Origin of the sequence: Roseinatronobacter sp. NSM, from assembly GCF_052379845.1 — a bacterium.
Taxonomy (GTDB): Bacteria; Pseudomonadota; Alphaproteobacteria; order Rhodobacterales; family Rhodobacteraceae; genus Roseinatronobacter.
The window spans coordinates 22,186-44,306 of record NZ_JBQTCF010000034.1; the positions used below are offsets into that span (position 1 = coordinate 22,186).

General features: G+C 59.9%; 18 protein-coding genes. All 18 read left to right on the forward strand.

Going from position 1 to position 22,121, the window contains the following annotated elements; translation table 11 throughout:
- Positions 1 to 121: 121 nt before the first annotated feature.
- The 18 genes from ACTZWY_RS16325 to ACTZWY_RS16410 all read left to right on the forward strand — a co-directional run bounded on the left by ACTZWY_RS16325 (position 122) and on the right by ACTZWY_RS16410 (position 21,933).
- A complete protein-coding gene (locus ACTZWY_RS16325; protein ID WP_444791771.1) occupies positions 122 to 1,363 on the forward strand; it encodes a glycosyltransferase in 1,242 nt (413 codons plus the stop codon).
- A 284-nt stretch (positions 1,364 to 1,647) separates the two neighbouring features.
- Complete coding sequence (locus ACTZWY_RS16330; RefSeq protein ID WP_444791772.1) at positions 1,648 to 2,916, forward strand: nucleotide sugar dehydrogenase; 1,269 nt, start codon at positions 1,648 to 1,650, stop codon at positions 2,914 to 2,916.
- A 39-nt stretch (positions 2,917 to 2,955) separates the two neighbouring features.
- Entirely contained in the window at positions 2,956 to 4,896 is a 1,941-nt protein-coding gene (locus ACTZWY_RS16335) for a glycosyltransferase (RefSeq protein WP_444791773.1), read from the forward strand.
- 40 nt (positions 4,897 to 4,936) lie between these two features.
- Positions 4,937 to 5,893, forward strand: coding sequence for a Gfo/Idh/MocA family protein (locus ACTZWY_RS16340; RefSeq protein WP_444791774.1), 957 nt, complete (start codon positions 4,937 to 4,939; stop codon positions 5,891 to 5,893).
- A complete protein-coding gene (locus tag ACTZWY_RS16345) occupies positions 5,890 to 7,020 on the forward strand; it encodes an ankyrin repeat domain-containing protein (RefSeq protein WP_444791775.1) in 1,131 nt (376 codons plus the stop codon). The genes ACTZWY_RS16340 and ACTZWY_RS16345 overlap by 4 nt, the downstream gene beginning before the upstream one ends.
- On the forward strand, positions 7,020 to 8,174 hold the full coding sequence (locus tag ACTZWY_RS16350; protein WP_444791776.1) for a DegT/DnrJ/EryC1/StrS family aminotransferase: 1,155 nt from the start codon (positions 7,020 to 7,022) through the stop codon (positions 8,172 to 8,174). Before ACTZWY_RS16345 ends, ACTZWY_RS16350 begins: the two co-directional genes overlap by 1 nt.
- 4 nt (positions 8,175 to 8,178) lie before the next feature.
- Positions 8,179 to 9,228 (forward strand): non-hydrolyzing UDP-N-acetylglucosamine 2-epimerase, encoded by a 1,050-nt coding sequence (wecB, locus tag ACTZWY_RS16355; RefSeq protein WP_444791777.1) that lies wholly within the window; start codon positions 8,179 to 8,181, stop codon positions 9,226 to 9,228.
- Positions 9,229 to 9,487: 259 nt separating this feature from the next.
- The gene (gene gap / locus ACTZWY_RS16360) at positions 9,488 to 10,489 is read left to right on the forward strand and encodes a type I glyceraldehyde-3-phosphate dehydrogenase (protein WP_444791778.1); all 1,002 of its coding nucleotides are present in this window, start codon (positions 9,488 to 9,490) and stop codon (positions 10,487 to 10,489) included.
- A 175-nt stretch (positions 10,490 to 10,664) separates the two neighbouring features.
- Complete coding sequence (gene rpoN / locus ACTZWY_RS16365) at positions 10,665 to 12,002, forward strand: RNA polymerase factor sigma-54 (RefSeq protein ID WP_444791779.1); 1,338 nt, start codon at positions 10,665 to 10,667, stop codon at positions 12,000 to 12,002.
- A 237-nt stretch (positions 12,003 to 12,239) separates the two neighbouring features.
- Positions 12,240 to 13,775 carry an ABC transporter substrate-binding protein gene (locus tag ACTZWY_RS16370; protein WP_444791780.1) on the forward strand — a complete coding sequence of 512 codons (1,536 nt, stop codon included), beginning with the start codon at positions 12,240 to 12,242 and terminating at the stop codon, positions 13,773 to 13,775.
- 128 nt (positions 13,776 to 13,903) lie between these two features.
- Entirely contained in the window at positions 13,904 to 14,917 is a 1,014-nt protein-coding gene (locus ACTZWY_RS16375) for an ABC transporter permease (protein ID WP_444791781.1), read from the forward strand.
- Positions 14,914 to 15,807, forward strand: a complete 894-nt coding sequence (locus ACTZWY_RS16380) for an ABC transporter permease (RefSeq protein WP_444791782.1) — start codon at positions 14,914 to 14,916, stop codon at positions 15,805 to 15,807. Before ACTZWY_RS16375 ends, ACTZWY_RS16380 begins: the two co-directional genes overlap by 4 nt.
- Positions 15,804 to 16,817, forward strand: coding sequence for an ABC transporter ATP-binding protein (locus ACTZWY_RS16385; protein WP_444791783.1), 1,014 nt, complete (start codon positions 15,804 to 15,806; stop codon positions 16,815 to 16,817). The genes ACTZWY_RS16380 and ACTZWY_RS16385 overlap by 4 nt, the downstream gene beginning before the upstream one ends.
- The gene (locus ACTZWY_RS16390) at positions 16,814 to 17,833 is read left to right on the forward strand and encodes an ABC transporter ATP-binding protein (RefSeq protein WP_444783163.1); all 1,020 of its coding nucleotides are present in this window, start codon (positions 16,814 to 16,816) and stop codon (positions 17,831 to 17,833) included. The genes ACTZWY_RS16385 and ACTZWY_RS16390 overlap by 4 nt, the downstream gene beginning before the upstream one ends.
- Positions 17,830 to 18,930, forward strand: a complete 1,101-nt coding sequence (locus tag ACTZWY_RS16395; protein WP_444783164.1) for a C45 family autoproteolytic acyltransferase/hydolase — start codon at positions 17,830 to 17,832, stop codon at positions 18,928 to 18,930. The genes ACTZWY_RS16390 and ACTZWY_RS16395 overlap by 4 nt, the downstream gene beginning before the upstream one ends.
- Complete coding sequence (locus ACTZWY_RS16400) at positions 18,927 to 19,934, forward strand: sigma-54 interaction domain-containing protein (protein WP_444791784.1); 1,008 nt, start codon at positions 18,927 to 18,929, stop codon at positions 19,932 to 19,934. The genes ACTZWY_RS16395 and ACTZWY_RS16400 overlap by 4 nt, the downstream gene beginning before the upstream one ends.
- 296 nt (positions 19,935 to 20,230) lie before the next feature.
- Positions 20,231 to 21,604: an acyclic terpene utilization AtuA family protein gene (locus tag ACTZWY_RS16405; protein WP_444791785.1), complete on the forward strand. Its 1,374-nt coding sequence runs from the start codon at positions 20,231 to 20,233 to the stop codon at positions 21,602 to 21,604.
- Complete coding sequence (locus ACTZWY_RS16410) at positions 21,601 to 21,933, forward strand: DUF4387 domain-containing protein (protein WP_444783167.1); 333 nt, start codon at positions 21,601 to 21,603, stop codon at positions 21,931 to 21,933. The genes ACTZWY_RS16405 and ACTZWY_RS16410 overlap by 4 nt, the downstream gene beginning before the upstream one ends.
- Positions 21,934 to 22,121: the final 188 nt, after the last annotated feature.

Below are 22,121 nucleotides of genomic sequence, written 5' to 3' on the forward strand. Positions count from 1 at the left end.
GGGCGTTTGAACGCGGGCCTTGCTGTCTGGCGACATGCGCGATGGCTGGCGGCCCTCGCTTGCCCCTGTGTGGATGACACTGTAGGGAGGGACCCTGTAGTGTCGGCCAAAGAGATGCATCGTGACAATTCCCAAAGACATGGCCGATCCGGCAGCACCAAGAATTGCCATGATTGTCTGGAATACCTTCGATTCAGATGCGCGGGTCCAGAAGGAAATCGCAACGCTTAACAGGGCCGGGTATGTGGTCCATGTCTTTTGCCGCCGCGCCACACCGTCAGGCCCGACGACAGAACATCGCGGTCCCGGTCTGGTGGTCGAACGCTTCCCGCGCGCGACCGGGCGCGACACGCTGGGCGCGGCGGGTTTCGTGGCCGCACCGACACGCCGCAGCCGAGCAGGACAAATACTGCACATGACGCGCCAGCTTGTCATGCAACAGCAGATGGTCCGCGCCATGGTGGCAATCAGGCCCCGTGTGGTTCATGCACATGACCTGAACACCCTGATCCCGGCCTTGCAGGCCGCGCGCCGTGCGGGGGTGCCGCTGATCTATGATGCGCATGAATTCAACATGGACAGGATCGATCAGAACAACTGGCTGCGGCCCGCATTCCGCCGCCTCGAGGGGTATGCCCTGCGCCACGCGGCGCGGGTAATTGTCCCCTCGCCGGGGATTGCCCGTGCGCTGGCGCGGTTTTATGGCGTGCAACGCCCCGATGTTCTGGGCAACTGGCCAATGCTGGACACCACCCGCAAACCCTCCGCACAGGATTTGCGGGCACGTCTTGGGATCGGGGCGGAACGGGTTGTGGGCCTGTATCAGGGGGGATTGCAACCCCATCGCGGGCTGCATCATCTGGTTGCTGCCGCAGCCGGGGTTCCGGGTCTTGATCTGGTGCTTATGGGCGACGGGCGATTGCGCGATGCGCTGGCGGCCCAGATTACCGCACTGGGCACAAGCGCGCGGATACATCTGATGCCGCCAGAACCGCTTGATCAGTTGCTTGCGCTAACAATGACAGCCGATTTCGGGGTTCACCCCCTAGAGGCAAGTTGCCTCAATCATGCATATGCCAGCCCCAACAAGCTGTTTGAATATTTGCATGCTGGTCTGCCTGTCATCATGACCGACCTCCCCGAAGCGCGCCGGGTGCTGAATGCGGCCCCGGCAGGAAACCCTGCCATTCTGGTGCCACCGGGGGATCAGACAGCCTTGCGTGATGCGTTGCAAATGCTGACCAACACACCGAAGCGCCGCGCGGTTCTGGCCCATCGCGCAAAGGCCGCAGGTCAGATGTATTGCTGGCAAATGCAAGAAGACACCCTGACCCGCCTTTATCAGGACGTGTGCGGCGGGTGAATGCGGCGCTGCTTCGTCATGCGGCCCACCGCGCCAGTATACGCCCCGCAAAGGCACGCGGGCTGGCCCGGCAAAGGGATCATGGCCTTTTGTCCCCCGTCACGCGGCCCAAGCCCCGGCGCCTTGACAAGCGAAAGAGTTTACGAAACACGGGGGCCATTATAGGATATATTATCGCGGTGATGAAACAGCACACCGTCCGTATTTGTGGCATTTTGATGTGTTGAAAAAGAAGAATGGGCAGGCTTTTGAAAACCATACATAAAAAGTTGAAGGAACGGTCCGTGACCGTGGGAATTCTGGGGCTGGGCTATGTGGGTATTCCATTGTCGCTGGCCATTTCGGACAAAGGGCTGCGCGTTATCGGCTTTGATGTCAGTGAACAGCGCGTAGAACAACTGAACGCGGACCAAAGCCCGATCCGCCACATCCTGTCCGAAGACATTGCCCGCATGCGCCATCAGGGCTTCGAGGCCACAACGGACATGCGCCGTGCGGCTGAATGTGACGCGCTTATCATCTGTGTGCCAACCCCGCTGAACCGCCAGCGCGAACCTGATCTCAGCTTTGTGGTGGCGACGATGGATGCGATTGCCCCCTGGCTGCGCAAGGGGCAACTGGTATCGCTGGAAAGCACCACATGGCCGGGCACAACGGATGAGATTCTGGCCCCCTATTTCGACCGCGCCGGGTTGCGCATTGGTGAAGATGCATTTCTGGTCTATTCCCCCGAACGCGAAGATCCCGGCAATACGCAATTCACGACCCATTCAATCCCCAAGGTTCTGGGCGGGGTCACGCCCCAGTGCCTTGCCGCCGGTCAGGCCCTGTATGAGGTGTTCATTGACCGCATTGTTCCGGTCAGTTCGGCCCGCGCGGCAGAACTGGTCAAATTGCTGGAAAATATCCACCGCTCGGTAAATATTGGTTTGATGAATGAAATGAAGGTGCTGACCGACCGGATGGGGGTTGATATCTTCGAGATTGTCGACGCTGCCGCAACCAAGCCCTTCGGCTTTACCCCCTATTATCCGGGTCCCGGGATCGGCGGACATTGCATCCCGATCGACCCGTTTTACCTGACCTGGAAGGCGCGCGAATATGGGCTTCACACCCGTTTTATCGAACTGGCCGGCGAGATTAATGCAGGCATGCCCGATTATGTGGTCAACCGACTGATTGCGGCCATGAACGCACAAGGCAAGGCCCTGAAAAATGCGCGCGTGCTGGCGCTGGGGATTGCCTATAAACGTGATGTCGATGACATGCGCGAAAGTCCGTCGGTCTTTGTCATGGAGCGGCTGCAGGCATGGGGGGCCGAAGTGGCCTATAGCGATCCGCATGTCCCGAAGTTCCCGGACATGCGGGAACATGATTTCGACCTGTCTTCGGTTGATTTGACACCCGAAATTCTGGCGGGGTTCGATGCAGTGGTGCTGCTGACCGACCACAATGATTTCGACTACGCTATGATCCTGAAACATGCCCAGTTGCTGCTGGACACACGTGGCAGGTATCGCGGGCAATCCGCCCCCAATCTTTACAGAGCCTGATAGCGGGTTTTCCCAGCAGCCAAAAAGACGGATACCAAGATGAGCGAACCCAAAAGGATCCTTGCGTTTGTGCCAAACGGTGCCTCGACTGACAACAGGGTTGTGCGCGAGGCAGAAAGCCTGAAAGCGGCAGGCCATGATGTGCTGTTGGTTGGCCTGCGCCTGCCAAACCTGCCCGGGTCCGAAGCGTTCTCGCCCAAAGGCGTGCGGATACGAAGGATTGATTGGCAGTATCGCGCCTTTTCGCACATTGCTATGGTTTATGCGGCTATCTTGCTACCGTTGCTTGCAGCTGTCACGCTGGTTGCGGTTGTGCTGGGGTGGTATATCTACAACGGCGTTCTGGCCCCGCTGGCTGGCGCGCTGTTTAACGCAGTCAGTGATTTGATCAGACTTCTGGGCAACTGGTTTCACGGGCTGATCAGTTCATCGCAGGCCCCGCTATTTGCGACGGGCTACAGCATCGAAGACATCGCAGCCACGCATCCTATGGCCTATCACGTTGTTGTGGTGGTTATTCTTTACTTGATCTACCTTGTGTTGCGGCAGCCGTTCAACCGCTTTGGCAACGCGATCGGGCTGCTATATAAGCAGGTCATTAACAACCCGGCGATTTCGGTTGTTCGGCAAAAGGTGCGCTACGCCCGCAATTACGGCGAAAACGAGAATGTCCAGCAATACACATTGCTGGAATCGTTGCTGGCCCCGACAAACACGGCACAAGGTGGATTCCATGAACGGATTTCACACCATTTTGTCGCCAAATCACGCATTAACGGCTTTGTCGAAGCGGGCCGTGCGTTTCGCCCTGATGTCATCCATTGCCACGAAATCGGACCGCTTCCGGCAGCCATTGCGCTGAAAAAGGAACTGGGGTGCAGGGTAATCTACGACGCACATGAAATATATGACGATCTGGCAAATGCTTCTTCGCGCATGTCGGCAGCCCATCAGGCAATCCACAAAGAATGCTTGCCCCATGTCGATGGTTTTGTGACTGTCAACGAGGCGATTGCAGATTATTACGTCCGCACCTATCCCGCGCTGCCCAGTCCCGTCATAATGCCAAATTCCGTATATCCGAAGTCTGTCACCTATGACGGGCGGCTGCATGAGGCCGCCAAGCTGCCACAAGGGGCAAAGATCATCCTGTATCAGGGCGGGTTTTCACCCCACCGTGGTTTGCCTATCCTGCTTGAAGCGGCGTTCAGCCTGCCTGAGGACTGGTATGTGGTCTTCATGGGCCGTGGCCCGCTGGAAGACCAGCTTAGGGATGGGGCAGCCGCATTTCAGGCGGAAGCCCTGTCCAGACTGCGCAAAGGGCTGACGCTTGAGGCATTGGCCGATAACGACGATTTAGAACGGCTTACGACACTGGCGCAGGTAGCGGCTGGCGAGAATGGGACGCCCATCATGCGCGAAGTTCCGCTTGAAGAATTCGCCCTTTCCAAAGCGTTGGAGACAATGACCGAAGAAGACACAATCAAGGAAACCATCGGAAGAACAGTTGCCGAACTACGCGACGCTGAATATCAGCTTTCCGCCGAACGCAAGGTCCGCCGCATTATTGACAGCGTGCGTTTTTCCCGAAAGTTCGAAAAGGCACGCTTTGTGCCAATGGCACCGCATTCTGAACTTGTGGAATGGACTTCGGGCGGAACGATCGGCATCATCCCATATGAAAATATCGGCCTTAATCACTGGAACTGTTCACCCAACAAGATTTGGGAGTATCCCAATGCGGGGTTGCCAATTCTGGCATCGCGGCTGAACTACCTGACGCGCACAATCCAGAAATGGGATATCGGCTGGACCATCGCATCCGATCCGACAGTTGCCGAAATCGTCGCGGCCATTCGGGCAATCACAGACGCGGAACTTGAACAGAAACGCGCGGCTTGCAAACGCTTTATTGACGCTGACAATTATACATTGCACGAAAAACGTTTGCTTTCCCTGATGGACAAGGTTGCAGCATGACCATGGACGCGCAGACCACGCTAGATGAGGAGACCTGTTCATGACCACCCCCACCCGCTATGCCCTGATCGGTGCTGCCGGTTATATTGCGCCGCGCCATCTGAAAGCCATCCGAGAGACGGGGGGCACGCTGGTTTCGGCCTATGATATCAATGACAGCGTCGGGATCATGGACAGCCATTTCCCCGATGCCGCTTTTCATACCGAATTCGAGCAATTCGAAAGCCATATTCACGGCCTGCGCCAAGCGGGCGCGGGGGTGGATTATGTTGCGATCTGCAGCCCGAATTACCTGCACAAGGCGCATTCGGCCTTCGCCTTGCGCGCGGGCACCGATGCGATCTGCGAAAAGCCGCTGGTTCTGCACGCCGCAGATCTGGATGCGCTTGCCACGATCGAGGCCGAGACCGGCAAGCGGGTCTATTCAATCCTGCAACTGCGCCTGCACCCGGCCATCATTGCGTTACGCGAAAAGATCCACGCCGCCCCTGCAGGCAAGGTGTTCGATGTGGATCTAAGCTACATCACCTCTCGCGGGGCGTGGTATCATGCCAGCTGGAAGGGGTTTGAACACAAGTCAGGCGGGATTGCGACCAATATTGGCGTGCATTTCTATGACATGCTGCATTTCCTGTTTGGGGCGAATACGAAAAATATGATCCATCATCGCAGCGCCGACACGGCGGCGGGCTATCTGGAATTCGACCGCGCGCGGGTGCGCTGGATGCTGTCGATCAATCGCGCCAATCTGCCAGCGCAGACGCCCGCAGGGCAGACAACCTATCGTTCCATCACTGTCGATGGCGAGGAGATCGAGTTTTCCGGCGGATTCACCGATCTGCATACCCTCAGCTACAGGCATGTCCTGCAAGGCAAGGGGTTCGGCCTGTCAGATGTCCGCCCCGCCATCGAGATGGTCGAGCATATCCGCCACGCGCCCGTGCAACCGACCCAAGGCGCAGCGCATCCCGCGCTGGCCGGATTGGCCGCGCGATGAGTGGACAGGCGGCAAGCCGACCCTTGGTGGTCTTTGCGTATGCGTTCGCGCATCGCAAGACGCAGGATTTTCTGTTCGAGATGGTCGCTGCGGGATATCACAACCTGACCGTGATCGGTGCCCCCAAGGTGAAACTCGCCCATACGGATACAACAGTCTATTTCCGCAGCGGGCTTCGCCGCGCGCCACCGCTGAAGACAGAAGCGCTTTGTCGGGCACTGGACCTGACATATATAGAATGTGCGCATGACGATCTCAGGACAATCACCAAGGTCGCACAGCACTCGGGGGCACGCATGGCCGTTATCTCGGGGGCGCGCATTCTCAAACGCGACGTGATAGCGGCCTTCCCAGATGGCGTGCTTAACCTGCACCCCGGCAAGCTTCCTGAGACAGCGGGACTCGATTCCTTTTATTATTCCATCATGCGCAATGTCGTGCTTGGTTTCACCGCGCATTTCATTGATCACCGGATCGATGCCGGTCACCAACTGTTTTTTGAGGAAACACCGATCGGCCCCGGCGACACGCCCGAGATTATCCTTGAAAACAATTACCAGACCCAGATCCTTGGGCTGCGGCGTTTCCTGAAATTGCTGGCGCAAGACAAGCTTCATACCATACCCATCGACCGTCCGTCGAAAAACGAACCGATGTGCCCAGAAGCGAAGCGTGCAAGCCTTTTGCGGCTGCCGGAATGGGTGGCCCGGCGCTATCTCGACCAGCAGGCCCGGCGGCTGATCGCTGCCATCGAAGGCAACGATCCGGACATGGTTCAGGCTGTGCTTGATCACCATGCCGAGTTGGTCGCCCATCGCACCCCCGAGGGCTGGACCCCACTGATCGTGGCCTGCCACCATCAACGAAAAGCCATTGCCCGGCTTTTGCTGGAACGCGGGGCCGATCCCAACCTTGGGGGCGGACGCAACGGCACTACCCCGCTGATGTATGCCAAGACCGCGCTGGTGGGACAGTCCCCCCCCGACACCGGACTTCTGGAACTGTTGCTTTCGCACGGCGCCGGGATTGACCGGACCGATGCACTGGGGCGCGATATCTTTTTCTATCTGGAACAGGCCGGTGCCGATACTCTTGTGGCATGGCTTAAATCACGAAAGGCGCCCTGATGCAATTCATCGACCTTGCAGCCCAGCAAGCCCGCATCAAGGACCGGATTGACGCGCGCATTCAGGCGGTGCTGGCGCATGGCGGGTATATTTCCGGCCCCGAGGTGGCCGAGTTCGAGGAAGCGCTGGGGGCCTTTTGCGGTGCGCGTCATGTGATCGGCTGCGCCAACGGAACCGACGCGCTGGAATTGGCGATGGTGGTGCTGGGCCTCGGCCCTGGGGATGCCGTCTTCTGCCCGTCCTTCACCTTTGCCGCCACCGCCGAGGTGGTTCCGACCACCGGGGCCGTTCCGGTGATGTGCGACATCGACCCGGTCACCTACAACCTGTGCCCGGACAGCCTGACCCGCGCTGTGGCCCATGCGCGAAGCATGGGGTTGCGCCCTGCGGCAGTCACTGCGGTGGATCTGTTCGGCCTGCCTGCCGATTACGATGCGATCGAAGCACTCTGCGCCGCACACGGGATGGCGCTGGTCGCAGACAGTGCACAGGGTTTCGGGTCCATCTACAAGGGCCGGGCCAGTGGCACGATTGGCGATATCGCCACCACCTCGTTTTTCCCGGCCAAGCCACTGGGCTGCTATGGTGATGGCGGCGCGATCTTCACCGATGATGACGAAACCGCCGGGATCCTGCGCTCGCTCAGGGTTCATGGAAAGGGGGCGGACAAATACGACAATGTCCGCATTGGGCGAAATTCGCGTCTGGACACAATTCAGGCCGCGATCCTGCTGGAAAAGCTGGCGATCTTTGACGATGAACTGGAACGCCGGCAGGCCGTGGCCGCGCGCTACACGGCGGCGCTGTCGGGGCTGATTGACACGCCGGTGGTGCCCGCGGCGCTGCGCTCCAGTTGGGCGCAATACACGCTGCGCACCCGCCCCGGCCAGGACCGTGCCGCGCTGATGGGCGCGCTGAAACGCGCCGGGGTGCCCAGCGTCATCTACTACCCCCGCCCGCTGCATATGCAGACCGCCTATGCGGATTTCCCCCGCGACCCGGCCGGTCTGCCCGCATCTGAATCCGCCGCCGCGCAGGTCTTCAGCCTGCCGATGCATCCCTATCTGGGTGCCGAAGAACAGGACCGGGTTATTGCTGCGCTGCAGCAAGCACTTGCGGATCAGCACACCCTGACATCCACAATACCGGGATAGTTTCATGACTTTCAGAATTCTGACCATCGTTGGTGCGCGCCCGCAATTCGTCAAATGTGCCGCCCTGCGCAAGGTGATCGATTCCTCGGATCAGGTTGATGAAATTCTGGTCCATACCGGACAGCATTATGATTTTTCCATGTCTCAGGTCTTCTTTGACCAGTTGGGAATCCGCGCGCCCGAACATGCGCTGGGGATCAACGGCAAAAGCCACGGCGCCATGACCGGCGAAATGCTGGCCGCGATTGAGGGCCTGATCGTGTCGGAACGCCCCGACGCCGTGCTGGTCTATGGTGACACCAATTCCACACTGGCCGGGGCTTTGGCAGCGGCGAAGCTGCATGTGCCCGTGATCCATGTCGAGGCGGGCCTGCGGTCCTTCAACAAGCGCATGCCCGAGGAAATCAACAGGATCATGACCGACCATGTCAGCGATCTGTTATTCTGCTCCACAAGTGAAAGTGTGCGCAACCTGGCGAATGAGAATATTCATACTGGCGTGCACCATGTCGGCGATATCATGTATGACGTGACCCGCGCGGTTCAGGGACTTGTGCGCCCCGAACGCGCGCGCGACACTTGGGGCCAGCCGGGCAAGGGCCTGGCCATGTGCACCATACACCGCGCCGAGAACACTGCCGACCCTGCGCGCCTGCAACAGGTGGTGGAGTATGTGCGCAGTTTCGCGGGCAGCCATGTCATTATCCTGCCGCTGCACCCCGGCACCCGCGCGCGCATGAGTGCCGCGCAGATCGACCTGAGCGGGCTTACCGTCATCGACCCCCTGCCCTATCTGGAAACCCAGGAATTGCTGGCGGCCTGTGACCTGATCCTGACAGATTCCGGCGGCATGCAGAAAGAGGCCTATTTCCACGGTGTCGACTGCATTACCCTGCGCGATGAAACCGAATGGGTTGAAACGGTTGCCTGCGGCTGGAACAGGTTGTGGACCGTGGATGATTACAAACCACGTCGGCCCATTTCGGAATATGGCGAGGGGCGCAGTGCAGAGCGGATGGTGGAAATCATCAAACAATTTAACGGATATTCATAAATCAACCAACCTGCGCCCGCTCGCCAAGGTCGCGCCGGAAGCCCTGATTTCCCGCGCGCCAGGGTGCGGAACGCCTTGGAACGTTACAAACGCGGCCAGTCATAGTCGGTCAAAACAGCGTTGAGAACCGCCCCAAGGGCCACTGCCCCCTTGCTGCGCCGCAAGATGTTTTCCCGCTTGCCGCTTGATTTTCCTGCCCCGATCATGTTAGCGCAATCACAGACTTTGCATCCACGCTTCAAACATGGGGAATAGCCTGATGACCACACGTCTTGCCATTAACGGCTTTGGCCGTATCGGGCGACTGGTGCTGCGCGCCCTGGTCGAACAGAACCGCGATGATCTGGAAATCGTCGCCATCAACGACCTTGGCCCGGTTGAAAACAGCGCGCATTTGCTGCGCTTTGATTCCGTGCATGGGCGGTTCCCGACTGAAGTGACCGTTGACGGTGACTGCATCAATGTGGGGCGCGGCCCCATCAAGGTGACCGCCGAACGCGACCCTGCGAACCTGCCTTGGGACGATATCGACATTGTGCTGGAATGCACCGGCATTTTCACCGATGCCGAGAAGGCGAAGGTGCATCTTGGCCGCGCGGGCAAGGTTCTGGTCTCGGCCCCGTCCGGTGGCGCGGATAAAACGATTGTGTTTGGCGTGAACCATGACCAGTTGACCGCTGCGGACCGCATTGTGTCCAACGGGTCTTGCACAACCAATTGCCTTAGCCCGGTGGCCAAGGTGCTGCATGACACTGTGGGCATTTCGCGCGGCTTCATGACCACCATTCACAGCTACACGGGCGACCAGCCCACGCTGGACACCATGCATAAGGACATGTATCGCGCCCGCGCCGCCGCCATGAGCATGATCCCCACATCAACCGGGGCCGCGCGCGCTGTGGGTCTGGTGCTGCCCGACCTGAACGGCAAGCTGGACGGCGTTGCCATTCGCGTGCCCACGCCCAATGTGTCGGTTGTCGACCTGACATTTGAAGCGATGCGCGATGTCACCGCCGAGGAAATCAATGCCGCAATGATCGCCGCTGCGACCGATGGCCCGCTGAAGGGTATTCTGGGCGTCACCGACCAGCCCAATGTCAGCATGGATTTCAACCATGATCCGCGCTCCAGCATCTTCCATCTGGACCAGACCAAGGTTCTGGAAGGGCGCATGGTGCGCGTGCTGAGCTGGTATGACAATGAATGGGGCTTCTCAAACCGCATGCTGGACACCGCGGCGGCGATGGCGCGCGCCGTTTGACATAACCCGCGCGCGCGACCCAACTTGCGCGCGCGCGCCCCGGCCTTGGGCAGATGATCGTATCTGACCGGGGCCACCAGTATATGCGGCCCTGCCCGCGCCACGCAGGGCCATTGCGGCGCGTCTTGTGCAAAACCGCTTGACACTGTGATGCGCGCAGGACCACGTTTGCATCATGCAAAACGCCACGCACCACCAGCTTGACATGCGGCCCACGCGCCGGCTTGCCATGACCGGGGCGTTGCGTCAGGCGATTGATTTTCTGAAACTGGACAATCTGGCGCTGGCGCAGCGGCTTAAGGCGCTGGCAGAAGCCAACCCCGCCCTGGGATTGCGCAGCCTGCCCCCACAGCCGGACAACACGCCCCCCCCACGCGCGGCGGCACCGGTGGCGGGTGCGGGGGGCACTGCGCTGACCGAATTGCGCCTTGCGGCCCCTGACGCCAGCCTGCGCGACCATGTCGCAACCGAAATCGCAATCGCGTTTCGCACCCCCGAAGACCTGCGCATCGCGTCACTTTTTGCAGAGGCACTGGAACCCACGGGCTGGCTGGGCGAACCGCTTGCGACACTGGCGCGGCGTGCGGGCTGTGCCACCGACCACGCCGAGCGTATTTTGATGCGCCTGCAACAAATTGAACCCGCAGGCATATTCGCCCGCGATCTTGCAGAATGCCTGCGCCTGCAGGCCAGTGAACGCGGCCTGCTAACTGACGCCATGGCCACTGTTTTGCAGCATCTGGATTTGATAGCGCGCGGCAAAATCGACACGCTGGCGGAGCTTTGCAACACGGATGCAGGCCAGATCATGGGCCTGATCGGGCAGATCCGCAGTTTTAACCCCAAGCCGGGGCTGGTCTTTGCGCCCGTCGACACCCCGATCCGCCCGCCGGATGCCATTATCCATGACGCCGGCCCGAATGGCTGGCGCGTGGAGTTGAATGACGCCACCACCCCCGAAATCAAGCTGCGCACACCGCCTTCAGGCACAGCAAAGGATGACGCCTATGATGCTGCCCTTGCCGAAGCGCGCTGGATTTTGCGCGCGGTGTCGCGGCGCAATGCGACAGTGCTGCGCGTTGTTGGCGCCGTTGTGACGCTGCAATCGGAGTTTCTGCGCGCCGGGGTGTCGGGGTTGCGCCCCCTGACGCGCGTTCAGGTGGCCGAGCAGGCGGGATTGCACGAAACGACCATCGGCCGCGTGGCCACCGCAATGCTGGTCCAGACCCCCCAAGGCACATTGCCCCTGCGCAGCCTGTTCGGCCCTGCCCTGAAGGCCACCACTGACGCAGACGGCATTGCCGCAAGCGCCGTGCGCCACCGGTTGCGCGAAATCATCGCGTCCGAAGACCCCGCAGCCCCCCTCAATGACGCGGCCCTGGCCGATATTCTGGCCGCTGAGGGCATTCAGGTGGCCAGACGCACCATTGCCAAATACCGCGACATTATCGGGGCGGGGTCATCGCGCCAGCGCCGCAGCCGCTACAAATTGACGCGCGGCACGAACCGTTGAGGTGCTGTGTGCAACTTGTCCAGAATGCGTGAAAACCACGCGCATTGCGCAATCCCACGGCATGGAAAATTTCGTACAATCCGAATAACAACATAATAAATAAAGATTTTCTTGAAGCTTTTTACCTGTGATATTTTGGCATGATTACTGCATTAAACTGGTGCAGGTATATTCTTCGCCTGCCAATGCTAACCTTCGGCCATTCCGGCCGTCGGATGAAACAGGGAGACTCGGACCATGAGAATTTTCCACCGAACTCTTGTCGCTTCGGCCATTGCGCTTTGCGCTGTGCCAGCAGTTCATGCACAGGAGTTGATCGTTGGCTTTACCCGCGACGCTGATACGCTGGACCCTGCCAACCACCGAAACCGCGAAACCGAAACCATCATTCGCAACATCTATGACGGTATCCTGACGCGGTCTTCGGACATGCAAATTCATCCCGAAATTGCCGAAAGCTACACGCAGGTTTCCCCCACTGTGTATGATTTCACCATCCGTTCGGGGATCACGTTCCATGACGGGTCAAGCCTGACAATCGAGGATGTGAAATTCACACTGGACCGGATTGTTCAGGAAGGCGGCATGGGCAATGGCCAGTCCAGCCCGCGCGCCAGCCTTATGGGCCCTGTTGAATCAGTCGAGATACTGGATGACACCACCATCCGCATTTCCCTAAGTGAACCGTGGCCGCTGTTGCCTGCGATGCTGCCCCACCAGCAGATCGTTTCACGCGCCCATGTGGACGCTGTCGGGTCCGATGGCATGGCCACCCAACCCATGGGGTCCGGCCCGTTCCGACTGGCCGACTGGCGGCGCGGGGATTCTGTCGTTCTGGAACGGTTTGACGACTATTACGGCGGTGCAACAGGCATTCCCGAAGCTGGCCCCGCCTGCGTGGAGCGTGTAATTTTTCAGGTGATCCCGGAATCGGCGTCGCGCGTTGCCGCGCTGTTGTCAGGGGATGTGCATATCATCAACGAACTGCCGCCCCATTCCATGAATCAGGTCAATAACAGCCCCAATGCGCAGGTCATGGCTGTGAACGGCACGCGCAGCTTCTTTCTGGCGATGAACAATCAAGGCGAGATATTTGACGATGTGCTGGTCCGTCAGGCCGTGGCGCATGCGATTGACCGCGACCTGATCATTGACCGCATTCTGGGCGGCACGGCCACCACGATTGACGGCATTCTAAGCCCGGATGCCTTTGGCAAGAACCACGACTTGCCCAGCTATGCCTATGATCCCGACCGGTCCCGCGAATTGCTGGCGCAAGCAGGCTATCCTGACGGCATTTCAATCACGCTGGACACCGAAGGGGCGCTGCGCGACACGGCAGAAGCGATTGCATCGCTGTTGACCAATGCCGGGATCACCACGCGCGTGCAAGTTGGCGAAGGCACCTTGCTGACGCAGAAATGGCGCACGCAAGGCGGCGCGAAAGAAGGTGACATGTATCTGAGTTCGTGGGGGAATTCCACGCTTGACCCCTTCGACATTTTTGTGCCGACCCACCGCACTGATGACCGCGGAAACTCGGCAGGCTATGCCAACCCCGAACTGGATGCGCTGCTTGATGAAGCAGGGGTGGAACTGGACCGCGACAGACGCGCCGCACTGTATCAGCAGGCCGAAGCGCTGGTGAATGCGGACGTGCCCTATATCTATCTGTGGGTTCCCCAGGACCTGTATGGGGTGTCAACGCGCATCAGCAACTGGTCGCCCAGCCCGGACAGCCGCATCAACCTGCACCGGGCTTGCCTGAACTGATAAACGCCTGTTGCGCAGGGCAGCCCGGCTGCGCTGCGCAACATTCCGCGAAACCGCATACCAGCTGCCAAACGCGGCGCTGTGCATCTGCCCAAGGACTGTCATGTCCTTGTAACCCGGAGGACGGCATGACCTTGACCAAGCTTCTTGAACGACTGGCGCAACTTGTGCCCGTGCTTCTGGGGGTAAGCGTGATTGTCTTTGTGATGATGGCGCTGACACCGGGCGACCCGATCCAGATCATGATCGGTGATCAGATCGTCACCCCCGAACAAGAAGCCCAGATGCGGCGCGATATCGGCCTTGACCGGCCCATGGTAGAACGCTTCTTCGTTTTCCTTGGCAATGCGGTCCAGTTTGATTTCGGCCAAAGCTTCTATCATCGCCGCCCTGTGGCCGATGTTATTGTCGAACGCCTGCCCGCAACGATTGAACTGACGCTTGTAGCGATGATTATTGCGCTGGTGACTGCCATTCCGCTGGGGGTTCTGGCGGCGGTGCGCAAGAATTCCATCTTTGACCGTATTGCCACAGTGGGCGGCCTTCTGGGTGTGTCCTTGCCGGGGTTCTGGTTCGGTATTTTGCTGTTGATGCTGTTTGCAGTGCATCTCAATATCCTGCCGGTGGCGGGGCGCATCAACTATGGCATCAGTCAGGGGATCACGCCCTATACGCATTTTCTGCTGATCGACACCTTGCTGAACGGGCGTCTGGACGCGTTTCGCAATGCATTGGCGCATATTGCTTTGCCTGCAATCACGCTTGGCCTGCCCATGACCGCCATTTTGATGCGCGTCACCCGCACCGCCATGCTGGAAGTGCTGCGCGCCGACTATATCACCTTCGCACAGGCCAAGGGCCTAAGCCGGCAGCGTATCCTGTGGCGGCACGCGCTGAAAAACGCGCTTATTCCGACAGTTTCGGTGGCGGCCATTGAAACCGGCAGTTTGCTGGGGGGGAATATGATCATTGAAACCGTGTTCGGCTGGCCCGGTCTGGGACGGCTGGTGGTCGAAAGCATTTTCGTGCGCAACTACCCCTTGGTTCAGGCGGCAGTGCTTCTTTATGCGGTCATCTATGTGATGCTGAACTTCTTCGCCGATATTCTGTATACCATTCTTAACCCACGGGTGAAGCTGTGAGCGTGATTGAGCAAAGCCCCCCCGTTGCAGCCGAATCCCTGTTCCGGCGCAACATCGCCGCCTTTATGGAAAACCGCCTTGCCTTCGGGTCCGCAATTGTGGTGGTTCTGTTCATCCTGATGGCAGTTTTAGCGCCATGGATTGCGCCCAATGACCCTTATGCGACCAATCTTTTCTTTCGGTTGCAGCCGCCTGTCTGGATGGAAGGGGGGGACTGGGCCTATCCGCTGGGTGCGGATTCACTGGGCCGGTGCATCCTGTCACGCATCATTTATGGCGCGCGCATTTCAATTTTCATCGGCGCGGCGGTCATTCTGGTGGCCACAAGCATAGGTATTCTGGCGGGGCTGGCGGCTGGGTATCTGCGCGGCTGGGTCGATGTGGTGATTTCACGGCTGGTCGATATTTTGCTGGGCTTTCCCTACCTGATCTTTGCGATTGGCCTGATGGCCATGATGGGACCGGGCCTGGGCAATATTATCCTTGCGCTGGCCTATAAGGAATGGGTCATTCCCTGCCGCGTGGTGCGCGGGGAAACGCTGGTCACCCGCGAGCTGGAATATGTCGAGGCCGCGCGCGCCCTTGGCGCATCGGGCCGCCATATCATGCTACGCGAGATTTTGCCCAATATCCTGTCGCCGGTGATTGTGGTTGCCACCATCCGCATGGCCCATGTCATCATTCTGGAAGCGTCCCTGTCATTTCTTGGTCTGGGGGTGCAACCGCCAACTGCAAGCTGGGGTGCGATGGTGGCGGACGGGCGCGCCTTCATCCTTGAAAGCTGGTGGGTTTCAACCTTTCCGGGGCTGGCCATTTTGCTGCTGGTTCTTGCCATCAACGTGGCCAGCCAGGGGCTGCGCGACGCATTTGACCCGAGGTTTACAGAATGAGCGATCAGATCCTTCTGGAAGTGCGCGGGCTGCGCACCGTCTTTGACACCCGCGCCGGACAGGTTTGCGCGGTGGATGGCGTGGATGTCACCGTGCAGCGGGGCGAATGCCTTGGCATTGTGGGCGAATCCGGTTCCGGCAAATCCGTCACCTTCGCGTCGGTCATGGGCCTTGTGCGGTCGCCCGGACGGATCGAGGCAGGCGAAATCATCTTTGAAGGGACCGATCTGCGCAAATTGCCGCCACGCCAGATGCAGGCCTTGCGCGGGCGTGACATTGCCATGACGATGCAGGACGCGCTGACCGCGCTGAACCCAGCCCTGACCATCGGTCTGCAGCTTGCCGAAATGCTGGATGCCCATGCAGATGACCTGCCGCGCCGCGGGGCGGCACGCAGGCAGGCCATTCGCAAACGGTCGGTGCAAATGCTGGATCTGGTGGGCATTCCGTCTGCAGGCGACCGTCTGGGCCAGTATCCGCATGAATTTTCAGGCGGCATGCGCCAGCGGATCATGATTGCCATCGCGCTGGCCTCCAAGCCGCGCCTGCTGATCGCGGATGAACCGACTACCGCCCTTGATGTGACCATTCAGGCGCAGGTGCTTGAACTGATTTCGAACCTGCGCGCCGAACTGGGCATGAGTGTGGTGCTGATTACCCATGATCTGGGCGTGGTAGTCGAGCATTGCGACCGCGTGATGGTCATGTATGCCGGTCAGGTGGTGGAAGAAGGGCCAACAGACAGTGTTATTCGCGCCCCCAGCCACCCCTATACGCGCGGGTTGCTGGCATCGATTCCGCGCGCCGCGTTGCGGGGCCAGCCTATCCGCCCCATTCAGGGACAAGTGCCCGACCTGATCGACCTGCCGCCGCAATGCCGGTTTCTGGACCGTTGCCCCCATGCAGCCAACGATTGCCGCCATCTTATCGACATGCACCCCGCCGGGCCAGACCGCCGCGCGCGCTGCATCCGTACTGCACTTTTCCAGACCGAAAGGGCCAAGGCATGACCAGTGATCCCTTGCTGAAGGTCACCAACCTGACCAAAACTTATCAGGGCAGCCCCGGCGCCATTGCACGGATGCTTGGACGCAAACCTGTTCAGGTGCGCGCCGTGTCGGATGTGTCGCTTCAGGTGGCGCGCGGCGAAATTCTGGGGTTGATCGGTGAATCCGGCTGCGGCAAATCAACCCTTGGGCGGGCCATTTTGCGGTTGCACGAACCCAGCGCGGGGCGCGTGGACTTCGGCGGAACAGATGTCACATCCCTGTCCCCGCCCGACCTGAAGGCCATGCGGCGGCGCATGCAGATCATCTTTCAGGACCCCTACGCATCGCTGAACCCGCGCCGGACAGTGGCCGATATTGTGGGCCTGCCGCTGCAATTGCACGGCTTGGCCAAGGGCCGCGAGGATATGCGCGAAAAAGTGGCCGCCATGCTGGAAAAAGTGGGGCTAAAGGCAGGCCAGATCGACCGCTACCCGCACCAGTTTTCTGGCGGGCAGCGCCAACGCATAGGGATTGCGCGCGCGCTGATCTCCAACCCCGAATTCGTGGTGTGTGACGAACCTGTTTCCGCCCTTGATGTGTCCATTCAGGCCCAGATCATCCAGCTGTTGCTGGAATTGAAGCGCGAATTTCACCTGACCTATCTGTTCATCTCGCATGATATTTCGGTCATTGGCTATCTTAGTGACCGGGTTGCAGTCATGTATCTGGGCGAAATTGTGGAAATGGGCCCTGTCGAGTCGGTGCTGGCCGCGCCGCGCCATCCCTATACCCAAAGCCTGATGTCCGCTGTTCCAGAAGTGGATGGCACGCGCAAGGGCCAGCGCGTGCGCCTGACCGGCGATCTGCCATCGCCCCTTGACCCGCCATCAGGCTGCAAGTTTCACACCCGCTGCCCGCTGGCCACCGACATATGCCGCCAGCGCAAACCAGTGACCGAAACTGTGGCCCCCGGCCACAGCGCAGCCTGTCACCGCCTGTCAGAAAACCTGTCGCTTCTGGAAGGGGCTGCGCAATGACGCTGGCCAATGCCCGCCCGATGACAGTGCAAACCCTGTCGGGCACCGCCCATACCCGCGGCTTGGTGCAAGCCATGGGCGCAGACAGCGCCTTGCGCGACAAGGTTGCGCAGGCCACCGCCGCGCGCGTGCAGGTCCTGCGCAACGAAGGGCGCGTAACGGACGCCATGCTGACCTATGTGGCCACGCAGCACCGCTTCCACAGGACCCATGACCCCGATGGCATGGCGGAACTTGCGGGCATAGCCGAAGGGTTCGGGCTGCCGGAAGAAACGCTGTTCCTGCACCTGCATCTTGGCACATTGCGCGACCTGACCAATGGCGCCATTCTGTCGGGGGACGGGTGCAGTGCTTTTGCAGCGGGCGACGGACCAGACGGGCCGTTCCTTGCCAAGAACCGTGATTTCGGCGGGGTGCATCTGGGCGTGCAGCGCCTGTTCTGGCATGACGGGCCGGATATTGCGACGGGCGGCATGCTGTGCCTTGGCAGTCTGGGCAGTCCGGGGGCCTATTCCAGCGGGATGAACGCAGCCGGGCTGGCTATTGCCGACACCCAGATTGGCGCGCGCCATCATGGGGTTGGCTGGTTGCGCTATATGGCCATGACGCGGCTACTGGCCACCTGCGCCAGCGTGGCCGAAGCGCTGGACTGGCTGCGCGCAAGACCGCATGCGGGCGGGGGGTCCCTTATTCTGGCTGATGCCAGCGGGGCCACGGCTGCGGTGGAACTGGGCGCATCTACACTGGCCACCACCACAGGGGCGCGCAGCTGGCGCACCAACCACTTCCTATCAGCGCAGCTTGCGCAAGATACGCTGTTGCACGGGGGCGCCACCATCGACAGCAATTCCGCACAGCGCCTTGGGGCGCTGACACACCACCTGTCTGCCGCCCCGCCCACGCTGGCGCAAGCGGCACACCTGCTGGCCCTTCACCCCCATGACCCACAGGGCGCGCCCGTCTGCCAGCACCCCAACGCGACCGATGATACCAGCACCCTGTCATCTATCATCTTTGCAATCGCGTCGCGCCGCGTATATTTCCATAATGCAAACCCATGTGCAGGCAACTGGCATTGGGTTTGCCTACCGGAATGACGGCGCAACAGCATGGCGGGGAACGGATGGCCGATTACGGCAGCGAACTTATTGGAAACGACCCCAAAATAAAAACCCTGCGCCAGCTTGCCCGGCGCGTGGCCCGTTCGGCAGCGCGCACAGTTCTGATTTATGGTGAAACGGGCACCGGCAAGGGCCTTCTGGCGCGCATGGTCCATCAGGGATCACGCCGCGCCGACAAGCCATTTCTGGACATCAATTGCGCGGCCATCCCCTCAGGGTTGATGGAATCCGAATTTTTCGGCCATGAAAAAGGGGCCTTCACAGGGGCCAGCGAACGCAAGATCGGGCTGGTGGAAGCGGCAAATCACGGCAGTGTCTTTCTGGATGAAATCCGCGAGATGGACCCCCATTTGCAGGCCAAACTGCTTAGCCTTCTGGACACCCACCAGTTCCGGCGCGTGGGGGCTGTCAAATCCACCCATGTTGACCTGCGCTTCATTGCGGCCACCAACAAGGTTTTGCTGTCCGAGGTGATGGCCGGGAATTTCCGCGAAGATCTGTATTACCGGCTGCAGGTTGTGTCCCTGAACATTCCCGCCCTGCGCGAACGGGGAGATGATGTGCTTGTGCTTGCCCAACACTTCATTGAACGCTTCAACATGGCCTTTGGGCGCGACATTCGCGGGCTGGACCCTGAAACCGCCGATATCTTGCGCAAATACCCCTGGCCGGGCAATGTGCGCGAACTTGAAAACCTGCTGGAGCGGATTTTCATCCTTGAAGATGAAAACATCATCCTGCCCCGCCACCTGCCCGACCGCATTTTGCGCACGGTTCGTTCGGGCGCGCGCGTGATACCGCCCGCAGCAGAAGGGGCCGTCACCGCCAGTGGCGGTTTCCATGACGCCACCGCAGAATTTCAGCGCGGCCTGGTCATGCGCGCGCTGCAACAAAGCGGCGGCAACCAGCAAGACGCCGCAAGCCTGCTGCACCTTAGCCGGCACGCGCTGCGCCACCAGATGCAGAAGCTGGGCCTGTAGCGCCTTTGGCGGAAAACGGGTTCCCGGGTTTCCGGGTCGATTGCACCCCACTATCGTAAACCAAGGCGCGGCGCTTGTGCGCCAACAAACGCACGCGGCTGGTGCGGCAGTGCCCGCCCCACCCGATTGGCCCAGCAGGCGCGCGATTCGCGCACATGCGGGGTTTGCGCGCCCGCCAATCGCACATCCTGCCAAATAATTTTACAAAATCACTTCATTACAATGCACTACATGAAATGAAATTATGGCACGAAAGCTGCATATATATAACTGAAACGAATTTAAGAGAGGCAGATATGTCATCCATGAAGGTCATCAGCCCCAACGGGCATCTGGGGTTCGCCCCCCTCAAGAACGGCAGCTTCCAGTTGGGTGTTGCCGCCGCGCCTGACATCATTGCCGCGGATTCCGGCAGCGATGACATCGGCCCCGGCCCTTTGGGAAATGACACCTGCGCCAGCCCGCGGGCATGGCAGGAGCATGATCTGGAACTGATGCTTCTGGCCGCCCGCGAAAAGAATGTGCCCATGATCATCGGGTCCGCAGGCGATACCGGCACCAATAGCCGCGTTGACATGTATGTGCAGATCATCCGCGATCTGGCGGCCAAACACGGGCTTGCCCCCTTCCGGCTGGGGTGGTTCTATTCCGAGGTGGACCCCGAACGCGTGCGCGCCAGCATCCGGGCGGGTTCCGCCGTGCAAGGGCTTGATGCCCGCGCCGACCTGACCGAAGATGAACTTGACGCGACAGACCGCATTGTTGCCATGGCGGGCGTGCATCCGTTTTTGAAACTGCTTGAAGACGGCTGTGATGTCATCATCGGCGGCCGGTCCTCCGACAGCGCCATTTTCGCAGCCCCCGCGCTGCACCGGGGGTTTCCCGAAGCGCAGGCCTACTATCTTGGCAAGGTGCTGGAATGCGCCAGCTTTTGCGCGGAACCCTACGGGGCGAAGGAAACCGTGCTGGGTGAGATTACGCGCGACTGGGTGGATGTCACTGCCATGTCGCCCGAACAACGCTGCACCATCGCTTCAGTGGCCGGGCACGCCATGTATGAACGCTCCAACCCGTTCCATGAATTTGTGGCTGGCGGCATGCTGGACATGACAGACTGCCATTATGACCAGATTGCCGATAAAACAACCCGCGTGACAGGTATGAAATTCGTGCCGGCGACTGAAATTCGCGTCAAGCTGGAAGGGTCGGGCAAGGTCGGCGAACGCTTCGTCGGGATGGCCGGAATTCGTGATCCCTATACAATTGCCAATGTCGATGCCGTCATCGAATGGGCGCGCCAGCAAACCCGCGACCGTTTCGGGGATGAAGGCTGGGAACTGCATTACAATGTCTTCGGGCGCAATGGTGTGATGGGCGACATGGACCCCATGCGCGACAAGCCCGGCCATGAACTGTGCGTGGTGGTTCAGGGTGTTGCGCCCACGCTGGAGATGGCCGAAGAAGTGGCCATGACAGGCACGCGGCAATTGTTCTATGCCCGCCTGCCCGATGTGAAGGGCACAGCCGGGGGCGTGTCCTTTGTTCTGGACGAAGTCATGCGCGCCAGTCCCGCCTATCGCTGGACGCTGAACCACACTATGGCCGTGCGTGACCCGCTGGAACTTTTCCCGACCCATAGCGAAATCGTCACAACAGGAGCTGCGGCATGAACACCCCCACAAAGCTTGCCACCCTTGCCAAGACAATCCGCAGCAAGAACGCCGGAACGGACAAGATTACCTTTGATATCATCTTCCGCGAACGCGAGGCATATGACCTTGTGCGCCGCTCCGGTTCCCTGACCCGCGAAACCGTGTGTCAGGTGCTCAATATCGACCCCGCGCGCCTGACGGATTTTGTCGAATATGACCCCGGTCTGGCAATCAAATTCACCATTTTGCGCCTGCGCCCATCGGGCAGCGCGGGGGATGGGGATATTTTTGGCGCGCAGCAATACGCCCCCTTCCTAGATCTGGAAATCGACCTTTCGGGGGGCTGAACTACGGACTGAAACGGGGGCAAACGGGGCACATCCTGTAATCTGTCGCATTTGTCCCCCAAACTGGCATTTTATGCCCGCAAGGTGCAAATTTCCGCCGGTGGCAGCGCAAGGCCGCGCGCCTAGTGTCTCAAGTCCGACCATAACACAAGGACACCACGCCCATGACCGGACCCCTTGACGATATT

What these genes read in the sequence shown, in the direction of transcription:
- ACTZWY_RS16370 (WP_444791780.1), top strand. Translation starts at nt 12,240, where the DNA reads ATGAGAATTTTCCACCGAACTCTTGTCGCTTCGGCCATTGCGCTTTGC.
- ACTZWY_RS16375 (WP_444791781.1), top strand. Translation starts at nt 13,904, where the DNA reads ATGACCTTGACCAAGCTTCTTGAACGACTGGCGCAACTTGTGCCCGTG.
- ACTZWY_RS16400 (WP_444791784.1), top strand. Translation starts at nt 18,927, where the DNA reads ATGACGGCGCAACAGCATGGCGGGGAACGGATGGCCGATTACGGCAGC.
- ACTZWY_RS16335 (WP_444791773.1), top strand. Translation starts at nt 2,956, where the DNA reads ATGAGCGAACCCAAAAGGATCCTTGCGTTTGTGCCAAACGGTGCCTCG.
- gap (WP_444791778.1), top strand. Translation starts at nt 9,488, where the DNA reads ATGACCACACGTCTTGCCATTAACGGCTTTGGCCGTATCGGGCGACTG.
- ACTZWY_RS16345 (WP_444791775.1), top strand. Translation starts at nt 5,890, where the DNA reads ATGAGTGGACAGGCGGCAAGCCGACCCTTGGTGGTCTTTGCGTATGCG.
- ACTZWY_RS16405 (WP_444791785.1), top strand. Translation starts at nt 20,231, where the DNA reads ATGTCATCCATGAAGGTCATCAGCCCCAACGGGCATCTGGGGTTCGCC.
- ACTZWY_RS16395 (WP_444783164.1), top strand. Translation starts at nt 17,830, where the DNA reads ATGACGCTGGCCAATGCCCGCCCGATGACAGTGCAAACCCTGTCGGGC.
- ACTZWY_RS16340 (WP_444791774.1), top strand. Translation starts at nt 4,937, where the DNA reads ATGACCACCCCCACCCGCTATGCCCTGATCGGTGCTGCCGGTTATATT.
- ACTZWY_RS16385 (WP_444791783.1), top strand. Translation starts at nt 15,804, where the DNA reads ATGAGCGATCAGATCCTTCTGGAAGTGCGCGGGCTGCGCACCGTCTTT.
- ACTZWY_RS16410 (WP_444783167.1), top strand. Translation starts at nt 21,601, where the DNA reads ATGAACACCCCCACAAAGCTTGCCACCCTTGCCAAGACAATCCGCAGC.
- wecB (WP_444791777.1), top strand. Translation starts at nt 8,179, where the DNA reads ATGACTTTCAGAATTCTGACCATCGTTGGTGCGCGCCCGCAATTCGTC.
- rpoN (WP_444791779.1), top strand. Translation starts at nt 10,665, where the DNA reads ATGCAAAACGCCACGCACCACCAGCTTGACATGCGGCCCACGCGCCGG.
- ACTZWY_RS16350 (WP_444791776.1), top strand. Translation starts at nt 7,020, where the DNA reads ATGCAATTCATCGACCTTGCAGCCCAGCAAGCCCGCATCAAGGACCGG.
- ACTZWY_RS16390 (WP_444783163.1), top strand. Translation starts at nt 16,814, where the DNA reads ATGACCAGTGATCCCTTGCTGAAGGTCACCAACCTGACCAAAACTTAT.